Genomic DNA, 12,053 nt, shown 5'->3' with positions numbered 1-12,053 from the left:
AAATTCACTCTACTTAACTTGATTCAGCGAAACCAAAGCCTCAGCTGTTGCATCTTGAATGGATAGGAACATTGAGCGAATGTCACCTGTCGGCGTTCTCATCGGGTTGAGTGTGATGTTTTGGTACATAAAATCCGCTTGCTGTGTCACAGGTCTTACGTTTCGGCATTTGAATAAGTACGGACGCTGTTGCCATGTAATGAAGCTCCGACATCCTAAATCATAAACAGGCTTGCTCTTTAATTTAAACCAGTCTTCAGGTATCTCAGAAAACAGTTCAAAAAGTGACTTATCTATCGCATCATGAGCCTGAACTCCACTATGGTGAGTCATAAAGCCATTCCAAACTTGAACTTTATACTCACGATCAACCACAATCAGCCCGAGATCGACATTTTGCACCATATCCACCATCCAGTGGAATTGCTCAAATTCGGCAGGAAGGTTAAGCATCAAAAGTCCTCCATCAAGTAAGATAACTTGTTGTCGAGCAATGGAAGAGACTCATCAACAAACATAAACAATAGATCACAGCGGATGGAGGTCCCATCGATGTTGTAACTCACCTCAAACGTCATGGTTTTCTTAAACGATCCCGTTGTCGATTGGATAACTGAATCGATCGAAATATGTTGACCGAGCAATACTGGTGAACTTTGGAAAAAACGAACCTCTGCCTGCTTGCCTAATCCATTCAAGAAAGAACCGACGAGAATATTTGACACATCCATCAACAGCTCTAACTCTTCCAGCTCTTCGCTATCAGCCGGGACTTTCATTAATTTTTTTAAATCACAAACACTGGAATCACTGAGCAAGACCAATGCTTCTCCGGCAATGCCTTCTCCACTGAAACCTTGGCAGACTCCCGACACCTGATCGTTCTCAGCCAAATCACGCAGCGCCATATGCAATTCACTAACTTCGAAGATATTAACATTAGGAAGAGGAAGGTGTACGAAGACATCGAAGTGCCGAGCAAGGGCATCAGCCGCTCTACCGATAGAGACGTTGGCCACTTCCATATAAATATCGCGTCGACGTAATACGGGTAAATCAACAGACACAGGCGTGACTATTTGTGGCTGAGTGGGCTTTTCAACTAACTCTTTTAATACAGCGTTTAACGCGTCTTTATCGATCGGTTTTTGTATAAAAGCTTTGGCCCCAAGAGCCATGACCCGCTCTTTCGCTTTAGGCTGAATATCGCCGGAAACCACCACAACTTGTATGTTGATGTCACGATTGCTTATCTCTTCTAACGTACCAAAGCCATCAAGCTCAGGCATGGTTAAGTCGAGAAACATCAATCTAAAGTCATTCTGTTCTAGTTGTTCTAGTGCATCCAGACCATGGACGGCAAAAGTAATCTCTGCATTCAAAGAAGCAGGTAATGAGCGCGCCATTTGCTTTCGGGCTAACGCAGAGTCGTCACAGATAAGGACAGGAAAAGCCATGCATATACCTACTGCTATTCTTGTTACTAATAGTTTAAGTGTAACAGATAGTTAACTCATCAGACACGAATCCAACGAGATAAAACACATCTGATATGGGAACTCCGATCAGACAGTGTGATGTTGCCAAATGATACAAGCCAAGCTAGGCAGTAAAGAGCAACTTACCACGAACCGTTATTCTTCACCGCTCGCTTTTAACTGAAACGTGCTTTCATCAAACCCTTCATCTTGATAGGTGGATGCAATTTCTTTAAAAGTGTTTTCAATGTTCAAAAACGCGTCCACGATTAAAGGCTCGAAGTGGCTGCCTGAGCCTTCAGATATAATGTCCAAAGCCTTTTCGTGAGGAAATGCTGGTTTGTAGACTCGCTCGGAAATTAATGCATCATATACATCAGCTAATGCCATCAGTCTTGCGCTGAGAGGAATGTCTAATCCGGCCAGTCCCTCTGGATAGCCACTTCCATCCCACTTTTCTTGATGGCTATATGCAATTTCTTTAGCAACGGTTAAAAAATCGCATTTGAAGTCTATCGATTCTTCTACTGTCATTAACACTGCTCGCCCAAGAGTTGTGTGATACTTCATGACATCAAACTCATCATCGGTTAATCGAGCAGGCTTGAGTAACACACTATCAGGTATGCCAACTTTACCGATATCATGCAAAGGCGCCGATTTGTAAAGTAACTCGATCGCTTCTGGTGTAAGGTCCTCCACATAATGACCTCCACGTACCAGTTCTTCAGCTAAGGCTTTGACGTAATGCTGTGTACGTCGAATGTGGTTACCCGTTTCATTATCACGAGTTTCAGCAAGAGAGGCCATCGCACCAATGGTCGCGTCTTGCAACATTTCCAGTTCTCTCGTGCGTTTTTTAACTCTTCTCTCCAACTCTTCATTTTGCTCAGCTAACTCATCCATGGCACCACGCAATCTTAGGTGAGTATTAATCCGAGAAATTAGTATTGGTGGGCTGATGGGCTTGAGTATGTAATCCACCGCACCCGCGGCAAAGCCTCTCTGTTCATCTTCAATTTGTGACTTCGCAGTGAGAAAAATAACGGGAATATCGCAAGTATCGGGATCCGCCGCTAAACGTGTACATACTTCATAGCCATCCATTTCTGGCATCATGATATCCAAAAGAACAATATCTGGTTTTCTTTGCTTGCAGATATTTATTGCTTGCATCCCACCCGTTGCTACGAGAACGCGATGGTGTGGTTTCAGTAAGCCGCTAAGTAACACTCTGTTCTCAGCATTATCATCGACAACTAAGACGCTGGTTAAATGGTCATCCATGGTTTCCCCCAAACACTTTATCCACATCTAAGGGATAAATGCTGGCTGCTTTTCTTAGGGCAACACTTGCAGACAAGAAGTCACAATCGTGGATACACTTACAGCAAGTGTCGAATTCTTCCGACCCAAGTAAAGTATTGAGGTACAAATAATGCTCGTCAAGGTAATCGAGTGCTTGCGCATCTAACTCCTGAAGAAGCACATCCAGATGGTGTATGATTTTCACGCTTTCATCGTCTAAATCTCCCTTTGAATCAGAGGGTTGTGGTCGATGTAGTGCCTGGCATACGTCATGAACAAAGACCGCGAGATAATCTGACATTTCATTTCTAAGTTGCACCAGCCGCTCAGATAACTCCTCGCCTTCCAACTCTTGTTCAAGACGGGCCGCCGTATCAGATAACCGAATAGCACCAAGGTTAGCTGATGAACCTTTTAAGGTGTGGGTGCTCAGTTTTGCATAGTCGAAGTCCCCTTTATCCAAAGCAACATCGAGTCGTTTTACAAAGTCGTGTTCTTTGTCCACAAGTTGAGATAGAAGACGGTGATAAAGGGCTTCATTACTGGCTACTCTAAGTAAACCATTGTGGGTATCTAGGGCTTCAATTGCCTCAAGTAGTGATGCTGTCGATTGATTTTCTTCAACGGCTTTATCGACAGGACTAGGAAATGGGTGACTGTGACACGCTTGTGTTTTTTCCTGCCCCCCTTGCGGACAACAACGTTTTATCGTCGCGAATAGGTGCTCAGGGTCAATCGGCTTAGAGACATGATCGTTCATTCCAATTTTCATGCAACGGTCACGCTCTTCAACCATTGCATGGGCTGTCATTGCAATCAGTGGAACCGCGTCATATCGAGCATCACTGCGTATACGCTTACTCGCTTCATAGCCATCCATCACGGGCATCTGAAGATCCATGAAGATTATCTCAAACATATCGGGCGTGCCTATTCTTTGCTCCAAACACTCCAACGCTTCAGATCCGTTGTTTGCGACCGTAACCACGATGCCTTTTTCTTCCATCAGTTCAACTGCAATCTGTTGATTGATCTCATTATCTTCCACTAAAAGAACTGACAAGCCTTCAAGGTCTTTGTCCTTATAATGCCGACGAGACGGACTGGCTGGCCTTTCGTTACCACTTTGAAGACCAAAGAGATCCATGATGAGATCAAACAGATACGACTGTCCCACAGGCTTAGAGAGGAAACCTGCAATATCCAATGCTGACACTTCATCAGAGATATCATCTTTATCGTAGGCCGTGACGATAACTATCTTGGGCTGGTGCGCAGCACTGATCTGCTGCCTAATATGCTGGCTAGCTTCAATGCCGCTCATTGTCGGCATCTTCCAGTCCATAAAGACTAAATCGTAGGGCTTCCCAGAGGCTGAAGCACGTTTCAATTCATCCAAGGCCTGTTCACCACTACTGACAAACTTAGGCTTACAAAGGAACATATCGAGCAAGTCTTCCATAATCATAAGCGCGTGCTCATTGTCATCTACAACTAACGCATTGACATGATTGAGCAAATCCGGCACAACGACAGGCGTATATGCCCCCTCAGTCGACGCACCGACCAAAATATTAAAATGAAAGCTACTCCCCACATTCAGTTCACTTTCAACGGAAATCCTTCCCCCCATTAATTCGACTAATCGCCTACAAATAGATAGACCTAAACCCGTACCACCATATTTTCTCGTCGTGCTGCCATCAGCTTGAGTGAAAGCATTAAAGAGCTTGCTAGACTGCTCATCACTCATCCCAATCCCCGTATCTTTTACTACGAATCCCAGATCAATCTTGTCGTCTAGGGTTCTGAGTACTTTAACAGCAACAGAAATTTCCCCTTGTTCGGTAAATTTCACCGCATTGTTAACCAGGTTGATAATGATTTGCCCAAGCCGAAGTGGATCACCATAAAGCATCTTAGGAACGCCTCTAGGAATATCGAAGAGCAGTTCTAAACCTTTTTCGAACGCTTTCTGCCCAGTCACCATAGAAACGTTATGCAGAACATCGTCGAGATAAAACTCAATTTCCTCTATAGATAACTTACCCGCTTCAATTTTACTGAAATCCAATATGTCATTAATGATGCCTAATAAAAGCGAAGCTGAATTGTGTATTTTGGAGATGTAGTCATGTTGTTTAGGGGTTAAGTCTGTTTTCAAAGCAAGATGAGACATGCCAATAATGGCGTTCATCGGTGTTCGAATTTCATGGCTCATATTAGCCAAAAACATGGATTTGATTTCAACGGCTTCTTCAGCCTTTGCTCTCGCTTCATTTAGCTCATTTTCTACTTGCTTTCTCGACGTCACATCGCGAAGAAACATTGCTATACGGTATTCGTCATCGAACAAAAATATCGTCATTCCGAGATCAACGGGAATTAGTTTTCCATCGCGAGTATAGGTCTGTACTTCAAAAAACGAGCCACTCACCTTGTCCTGCTCATCAAGACTTATCTCTCTTGAAATCAGCTCTATTAAATCCTCTGGCAGTTCTGCATTTAATAAATCAAATAGGTTTTTTCCATCAGCTTCTTCCACGCTATAGCCATAGGTCTCGATAGCGGTTTTATTCCACAGAACAATATTTTTGTGCTTATCGACGATGACGACACTGGACGGCGCTCCTTCAATAATCGTTCGAGACAATGCTTCACTCGCCTGCAAGTCTCTAGTTCGTCGTTCAATTTCTGCTTCCAATCCCTCTTGATGAGTCGCCAGCTCTCGATTTTTAACTTGGAGTTCGTGCATGAGATCATCACGTGTTTTTTCAGACAGCACGTTTTTGATTTCAGCAAAATCTGATGGGGTAAGTGGCTTATTCGCATTGAGCGTCCAAGCCAACTCATGACTGGTCTGTGTAAGCGTCAAAAGAGGAATAGAGACATTAGGTAAGCTTTCACCGTCCGTTGAGCACCACAACGCTTGAATGCCGTTGTCATGAACCCTAACTTTAAGTTGTATAGAGGGTAAGGCTGCGAATAACTGGAAAAGTATCTCGCCACATAGGAAAATAACTTGATCTCTGTAATGCCTTTCATAACCCATCAAATCAAGCACAGCAATGAGTTTTCTGCGCAGCACAATTCGAGATTCATCATTGTTCGTTAAGCGGTATACATGCGGCCTATCCATCGGTATACCTCACTGCGATAGCGGTCGCATCGTCATAAGGTTTGCTAAAAGATTCAATAAACTTGGAAGAAAGTGACTCGACAGTTTCGTAATTCACATTAGGCAGTAAATCACCGTTGATATTTTCTTTAATGCCATCAGTGGTGAACATAAATACATCCCCATCAGCAAAAGTAAACTGAAACGGACGCAGAGTAGGCAACATTTCACCAACAATGCCAGGCTGTGCAGGAAAGGACCTTTTCTCGCTGGCAAGCTGACGTACAAGCGTATTTCCAATCCCAATACCATTGGCAGACTTATGAGCAGCATCAAAAAAGACGATCGTTACTGCCGCGCCTATTGAACCAAGGAAGACTCGGTGTAGCTCCGTCATCAACCACTCCACGTCTTCACATCCATGCTCTTCGAGAAAGTGCTCAATCTCACGCGCCAGCTTTGCAGCTTTACTCCCATGCCCAAGGGCATCAATAATCACGACGAGAAGAGCCTCGCTGAACTCCTGGATAAAGAAGCCGTCTCCCGTTTCTAACTCACCAAAGTAGGGAACAGCGCGAGAGCTGTATGAAAATCCCATCTACTCTCTCCATTTCACTACCTGAATTTGGGTTCCTTGACCAATACAGGTGTCGATTTCAAACTCATCCACCATTCTCTGCACACCTGGTAACCCCAAACCAAGAGAGCGTCCAGTTGAATAATTTTCTTCTAACGCTTTATCGACATCTTCTATTCCGGGGCCACTATCTTGAGCAACCACCTTCATTCCTCGCCCTTCTTCCCTTTCTAGCTTCCATACAGAGATAACCCCAGACTCAGCATATTTGACGATGTTCATCCCCAGTTCCGACACAACGGTTGATAATTCACTGACGGCTGGAGTGCTGAATCCAAATTGTGCAGCTAAGGTATACGTGGCGATCACTGAGCTCATAACATCGGATTCCGAGCGAATTTCGTATGTTTCAATTATGTCTTCCACTATGCTCGACGCCGTCATTCACTAACTCCCTATTATCGCCAGACCATCATCTATGCTGCTTACGCAGCGCAAGGATTCTGTCTGGTAAGATATGTTGACTAATGCCATGGCAATGCCCGGACGAATTCCTACGAAGATACAAATACGCCCCATGACTTCGACGGCACTGACAACCTGCATAAGCGAGTCCATGTCTTGCCTATCTAATGTTTTGACACCAGATAGATCAATAAGCACTCCTTTGATCGAGGTTGAATTCATCACCATATTCAACAGCTCTTGCCTGAACTCATCCAACACCGCTTTACTTAAATCCACTTGGATATTGGCAATAAGCGCTTGCTTCATTCGGTTGATGGAAATCGATTTATGCATCTTCTGGCCTACCTGTCACGACTCATCAGAGAGCTGTTTTAAAGCATCAACATTGAGCCCAACCATTTTGAAGGCATTCTCTAACGCATCACGAAGAGTCGCGTTGGTACAAACTTCGCCTACATTGATTCCCAACTGAACCATGGTTTGAGCGATAGAAGGAGAAACACCTGAAACCAAGCAATCACAGCCCATCAGTTTGGTTGCTTTGGTTATTTTAATGAAGTGATTAGCTACCGCAGTATCCACCACTGCTACACCAGAAATATCCATGATGAAAATCTTAGCTCTATGCTCAGAGATTTTATTCAATACCGCAGTCATGATGTCTTGCGCACGCTTAGAATCTATAATCCCTACTATGGGAAGCATTAAGATGTCGCGCCAGATCATGGTAACCGGTGTCGACATCGCTAGCAGAGCTTCGCTTTGCTCAGCGATCCTTTTATTAATTAAGCGCGAATAGGTATCCACGACAATCGTCGTATCAAGATGAAGTAATTTAGTGAATGCAGTGACCAAGGAACTGTATTCATCGCTGTATAAACTGCCGTCATACATTCGCTTAGTAAAAATCACCATTGAGATATTCATGCCAGCAAAGTACGTTGGTAAGGGTAATCCAACCCGAGCGTGTACCTCTCCGACATCTCTTCTCTGCTTTACATAAGCTTCATCGACTTTCGCTTCAAAGAATACGGTCCAATAACGTACTTGGGAGTCTTGCACTCGTACGAGTTTCTTTTCATCACCAAAAAATTGTTTATATTCTGGTAGCTTGTCGAGCCAATCATAAAAGTGCCTAACATAATCATCGAGCTTCGGTACCATCATGCTGCCGAACTTTCTGATCAGCGCCAAGTCAGCCTCATTCAGATCGTGAAGCTCAAGTAAACTTTGGGCACTGTTATAGTTTCCTGTCGAAGAAGTAAGAGACATACCAATAACCTCCATGATTATTGTATTCAAGGCCTTAGTCGAGCTGATTCCTTCCTGCACAGCTCATTAGTATCAGGATAGTCAATAAAATAAGACTGTGAGCAATAAGTTGAATAGTTAGAAACAAATTACTTTAATATCAATAAAAATCAGACAATTCTCTCACGTTTAAAAATTTGTACTTATACTGTTTGAGAAGTACCAAGTCATTTCTATTATTTTGTACGAGGTTGCTCGATGCGCATAAACGAACCTGTGACCCAGAAAGAAGTCACTTATCCTCCTGAATACAATTTGTTGTCCGTCACCAAGACCAGTAGTCACATCAGCTATGCCAGTAAAGAGTTTTGCGATGTTGCTGGATATAGTTTGGATGAACTTGTTGGGCAACCACACAACATCGTTCGCCATCCTGACATGCCACCTGAGGCATTTAAGGATATGTGGGAGTTTCTAAAGTCTGGCAAATCCTGGATGGGGATAGTAAAAAACCGATGTAAAAATGGCGATCACTATTGGGTTGATGCTTTTGCATCGCCGATAAAGGAAAATGGCAAAATCGTTGAGTATCAATCCGTTCGTCTCAGTCCCAATCGTAAACATGTCAAAAACGCCGAAAAAATTTACGCTCAACTCAAAGCAGGTCAAACACCTTTTCAGCTCAAAATGCCTCGCACCCGTCTATGGCAAAGGCTCTGTGCCGCATTTCTTGCTTCTGCTGTAATTTCCACATTGGTTGCATCTGTCTCTCCTATTGCTGCAATCTGGTTATTTTTCCTCCTAGCAACTGGTACTGGTCTCTTATTTACCAGACGATTAGAGGCTCTTTCAGCAGAGGCACGTAAAGTGTTCGATAACCCCCTAATGGAGCTGGTTTATAATGGGCACGTTGATGACCTTTCTGAAATTTCTTTAGCGTTAAAAATGAGACAATCAGAGCTCAACGCTGTAGTGGGGCGAATCCAAAACTCAAACGAGCAAATTGCAGACGCCGCTCAGTCATCAGCACAAAACTGTGAAACAACAGCAGACAACTTGATTGGCCAGACAGCGGAAACGGAACAAGTCGCTGCTGCGATCAATGAAATGCACTCCACCGCAAATGAAATTGCTCAAAATGCTCAAAGTGCTTCGGAAGCAACCGAGCGCGCTAATTCTGCTTTAGGTGAAGGGAAAACCTCTGTTGAACAAACCGTCACTTCGATGAACGAGCTTTCACAACAACTTGGCGTAGCAGCAGATGTGGTTCAACAACTCGCAGAGCATGGTCGTACCATCGGAGAAGTATTAGTTGTCATTCAAGGCGTTGCTGAACAAACCAACTTACTTGCTTTAAACGCTGCTATAGAGGCCGCACGAGCCGGGGATCAAGGACGTGGGTTCGCAGTCGTCGCTGATGAAGTGCGAAAACTCGCCCAGCGAAGCCATGAATCTACAGAAGAAATACAAAATATTATCACCCTCATTCAAACTAGCACTGACAAAGCCGTACAAGCCATGGACGAAGGTAGCAAACTCTCTGATATCTGCGTAGATTGCGCTAGCACATCTGGCGAGAAACTGGATGCTCTATTTGGGCAAGTGACGGATATTTCAGATCGCAACAATCAAATCGCGGCAGCGATTGAAGAGATGGCACGAGTAACAGAAGACATGAACGCCAGCGTGCAATCAATTAGTGAAGTCTGCTCAGCCACAAATATTCTGGCTAGCGATACGCGAGATGAATGTGAAGGGTTAGTTAAAAACCTAAATTCACAAGGGAAACTGGTGAATCAGTTCAGGAAGCTCTAGGCACAAAAAAGCCTTCAAATCTTAGAAGGCTTATTATCGTCGTCTACAACGCGTTTACTTAGCCATGCGAACCAGTGACTTACCAATTAGCCACTCTAATTCTTTAGCACTCTCTGCGCCGTATTGTGCTTCTGTCGTTTTGTATAGGCGCTCAATTCCATTCATTGCAAACTCATGTGTGCTTTGAGAGGTTACGATATGGTGGAATAGTAGGCGTAAAATCGCTAGAAACTCTGCGTTGTCTAACGCTTTCACCCAACTGTCTGAGAACTCTTGCAAGCTGCCGTCAAAATTCAAATGCTCAACAAACATTTTGAAAATTCGACCGTCTAGCGCTGCCGTGAAGTCTGTCTTCTTCGGAAAGTGGTGACTGATACCTGTTCGCGATACACCTGTCTGTTGACTTAGGGTTGTGTACGACATCTTGTCATAGCCCAGACGCAAAAGTTGATCCACTACTGCGTCCATAATCTTCTGAATCGTGATTTCAGTATCTTCTTTACTACGCTTTGGCATGTTCAGGCTCTTCTCTCTGTAAATCCATCTAACTCAAACGAGTCAATAATGTCGCCTATTAGATATCTTACAAGACACCCGTTATAGTCTCAGCAGATCCCTATAGGGAACCTAATAAAACCATCGTACCATATAATACAAACGGCGTCTTAGATGGGTACACAATGTCGTGTAAGATATACTTTTTATAAATCACCACATCCGTGCAATTTATAAAAGAAACAGGCATTATCTTTCATTTATATAATTTGGCTCACGATAATCATACAAATCGAACTCGCTTACAACTAACTGCACACCATCCTGACTCGATAATGACATGATATTTCGCAACAACATGACTAATGTCACACTATTTGACAGGTTTATCAATTCTCAGCTGTTTCCACAATATATTTATAAGATAACATTTCGTTTATCTATACCTTCTGGACTCTTGCTCATTTTTGTGGATTACCATCAAATAACTCGATAAAATATCCATAATTTTTGTAAGAGGATTGTCGTAATGAGCACAGAACTAGAACAAGCTGACGTATGTGAAGCATGTGGTTGCGCTGGTGAGATGGGCTTTATTATCAAAGAAGGGGATGACGTCGCAGAAGTCACGATTTTTTCCGAGGGAAAAGCCCTACTCGAAGCGGAGCTGAATAAATATATAGAGTTAGCAAAACAAGTTTCTGAGAATGTAGAGTATGAAGTCACAGCAATTGAAGAGACGTCCAAAGAGCTAACCGCTCGATTCAAGTTCGAAGTCAGCGCAGAAAAGCTTATTTTTGAGTTAAAAACGCGTTCACTGACACGCTAAGATATGTAAAAAGCGGACATCTAGTCCGCTTTTTTGGTGCCGTTACTCTCTCAATATTGACCCAGGACAGACTCCTCATTAATACTTAAGGCAAATTATCGTCTGGACTGTCTTATGAAGCATTGGCTTCTGCCTTCACTTATCGCTCTACTGTCTGCGCCTACACTTGGTGAGCCGATAGATCATTATCGTATTCTCAATCACCTTGATAACTATGGCAATCTAGACCTTCGCAATAAACCTTATCAAGAACTTCCATCAGGCTTAGTGATTAAAGGCAATCTCAACATTGCCAAAACCAGCATCAAAGAAATTCCTCAAGGCGTTGAGATACAGGGTAGCTTGGATGCTTCAAACAGCCAGCTCAAAAAGATAGCTAAAGGCGTGAACATCAGAGGTTACGCTAATTTACTTGCCTCACAAGTCACTCGCTGGCCATCAGGCATTAAAGTCGGAGGCTATGTCAATCTGACAGACACGCCTCTTACTAAGCTCCCTCCGCGCTTCAAAGTCAAAGGTGACTTGAGCGTGATAAGAACCCCGCTTGAGAAGCTCCCAGAAGGATTAGTCGTCGAAGGTAATCTTTATATTGGAGGGTCAAACATTACTGAATTCCCAAATAAGATGACTGTGAAAGGCAATATCTTCTTAGGTGGGAATCGGATCACTAAATGGCCAACCTCTCTAGATTTAGGTGGGGCAGTCGCGCCGTAG

12 protein-coding genes are annotated in these 12,053 nt (G+C 43.5%); 3 read left to right on the top strand and 9 right to left on the bottom strand.

The annotated features are described in order from the left end of the window. Positions 1-9: 9 nt before the first annotated feature. From L1D23_RS01600 to L1D23_RS01565, 8 genes are all read right to left on the bottom strand, one after another. Positions 10-453: a PAS domain-containing protein gene (locus L1D23_RS01600; RefSeq protein WP_239863853.1), complete on the bottom strand. Its 444-nt coding sequence runs from the start codon at positions 451-453 to the stop codon at positions 10-12. Continuing rightward, positions 453-1,457, bottom strand: a complete 1,005-nt coding sequence (locus L1D23_RS01595; protein WP_239863852.1) for a response regulator — start codon at positions 1,455-1,457, stop codon at positions 453-455. Before L1D23_RS01595 ends, L1D23_RS01600 begins: the two co-directional genes overlap by 1 nt. Positions 1,458-1,634: 177 nt before the next feature. Continuing rightward, entirely contained in the window at positions 1,635-2,765 is a 1,131-nt protein-coding gene (locus L1D23_RS01590) for a two-component system response regulator (protein WP_239863851.1), read from the bottom strand. Continuing rightward, positions 2,758-5,925, bottom strand: coding sequence for a response regulator (locus L1D23_RS01585; RefSeq protein WP_239863850.1), 3,168 nt, complete (start codon positions 5,923-5,925; stop codon positions 2,758-2,760). Before L1D23_RS01585 ends, L1D23_RS01590 begins: the two co-directional genes overlap by 8 nt. After that, entirely contained in the window at positions 5,918-6,502 is a 585-nt protein-coding gene (locus L1D23_RS01580) for a SpoIIE family protein phosphatase (RefSeq protein WP_239863849.1), read from the bottom strand. Before L1D23_RS01580 ends, L1D23_RS01585 begins: the two co-directional genes overlap by 8 nt. Further along, positions 6,503-6,925, bottom strand: a complete 423-nt coding sequence (locus tag L1D23_RS01575) for an ATP-binding protein (protein ID WP_239863848.1) — start codon at positions 6,923-6,925, stop codon at positions 6,503-6,505. A 3-nt stretch (positions 6,926-6,928) separates the two neighbouring features. Next, positions 6,929-7,282: an STAS domain-containing protein gene (locus L1D23_RS01570; protein ID WP_239863847.1), complete on the bottom strand. Its 354-nt coding sequence runs from the start codon at positions 7,280-7,282 to the stop codon at positions 6,929-6,931. Between the two features lie 15 nt (positions 7,283-7,297). Further along, positions 7,298-8,221, bottom strand: a complete 924-nt coding sequence (locus L1D23_RS01565; protein WP_239863846.1) for a protoglobin domain-containing protein — start codon at positions 8,219-8,221, stop codon at positions 7,298-7,300. A 237-nt stretch (positions 8,222-8,458) separates the two neighbouring features. Between L1D23_RS01565 and L1D23_RS01560 the strand changes: the two genes are divergently transcribed. After that, a complete protein-coding gene (locus L1D23_RS01560) occupies positions 8,459-10,015 on the top strand; it encodes a PAS domain-containing methyl-accepting chemotaxis protein (RefSeq protein ID WP_239863845.1) in 1,557 nt (518 codons plus the stop codon). A 54-nt stretch (positions 10,016-10,069) separates the two neighbouring features. Here the strand turns inward: L1D23_RS01560 and L1D23_RS01555 are convergent, their stop codons facing one another. Continuing rightward, positions 10,070-10,531, bottom strand: a complete 462-nt coding sequence (locus L1D23_RS01555; RefSeq protein ID WP_239835359.1) for a TetR/AcrR family transcriptional regulator — start codon at positions 10,529-10,531, stop codon at positions 10,070-10,072. A 508-nt stretch (positions 10,532-11,039) separates the two neighbouring features. On the opposite strand from L1D23_RS01555, the gene L1D23_RS01550 reads away from it, so the two are divergent. Together L1D23_RS01550 and L1D23_RS01545 are read left to right on the top strand one after the other, a co-directional pair. Next, positions 11,040-11,339 carry a YfcZ/YiiS family protein gene (locus L1D23_RS01550; RefSeq protein ID WP_239835360.1) on the top strand — a complete coding sequence of 100 codons (300 nt, stop codon included), beginning with the start codon at positions 11,040-11,042 and terminating at the stop codon, positions 11,337-11,339. Between the two features lie 114 nt (positions 11,340-11,453). Continuing rightward, entirely contained in the window at positions 11,454-12,053 is a 600-nt protein-coding gene (locus L1D23_RS01545) for a hypothetical protein (RefSeq protein ID WP_239863844.1), read from the top strand.

Source organism: Vibrio sp. Isolate24 (assembly GCF_022398215.1).
GTDB classification, from domain to species: Bacteria; Pseudomonadota; Gammaproteobacteria; order Enterobacterales; family Vibrionaceae; genus Vibrio; species Vibrio coralliilyticus_A.
The sequence above is the reverse complement of the archived record's forward strand: the minus strand, read 5'-3'. Positions and strand labels throughout refer to the sequence as shown.

What these genes read in the sequence shown, in the direction of transcription:
- L1D23_RS01600 (WP_239863853.1), bottom strand. Translation starts at nt 453, where the DNA reads ATGCTTAACCTTCCTGCCGAATTTGAGCAATTCCACTGGATGGTGGAT.
- L1D23_RS01595 (WP_239863852.1), bottom strand. Translation starts at nt 1,457, where the DNA reads ATGGCTTTTCCTGTCCTTATCTGTGACGACTCTGCGTTAGCCCGAAAG.
- L1D23_RS01590 (WP_239863851.1), bottom strand. Translation starts at nt 2,765, where the DNA reads ATGGATGACCATTTAACCAGCGTCTTAGTTGTCGATGATAATGCTGAG.
- L1D23_RS01585 (WP_239863850.1), bottom strand. Translation starts at nt 5,925, where the DNA reads ATGGATAGGCCGCATGTATACCGCTTAACGAACAATGATGAATCTCGA.
- L1D23_RS01580 (WP_239863849.1), bottom strand. Translation starts at nt 6,502, where the DNA reads ATGGGATTTTCATACAGCTCTCGCGCTGTTCCCTACTTTGGTGAGTTA.
- L1D23_RS01575 (WP_239863848.1), bottom strand. Translation starts at nt 6,925, where the DNA reads ATGACGGCGTCGAGCATAGTGGAAGACATAATTGAAACATACGAAATT.
- L1D23_RS01570 (WP_239863847.1), bottom strand. Translation starts at nt 7,282, where the DNA reads ATGCATAAATCGATTTCCATCAACCGAATGAAGCAAGCGCTTATTGCC.
- L1D23_RS01565 (WP_239863846.1), bottom strand. Translation starts at nt 8,221, where the DNA reads ATGTCTCTTACTTCTTCGACAGGAAACTATAACAGTGCCCAAAGTTTA.
- L1D23_RS01560 (WP_239863845.1), top strand. Translation starts at nt 8,459, where the DNA reads ATGCGCATAAACGAACCTGTGACCCAGAAAGAAGTCACTTATCCTCCT.
- L1D23_RS01555 (WP_239835359.1), bottom strand. Translation starts at nt 10,531, where the DNA reads ATGCCAAAGCGTAGTAAAGAAGATACTGAAATCACGATTCAGAAGATT.
- L1D23_RS01550 (WP_239835360.1), top strand. Translation starts at nt 11,040, where the DNA reads ATGAGCACAGAACTAGAACAAGCTGACGTATGTGAAGCATGTGGTTGC.
- L1D23_RS01545 (WP_239863844.1), top strand. Translation starts at nt 11,454, where the DNA reads ATGAAGCATTGGCTTCTGCCTTCACTTATCGCTCTACTGTCTGCGCCT.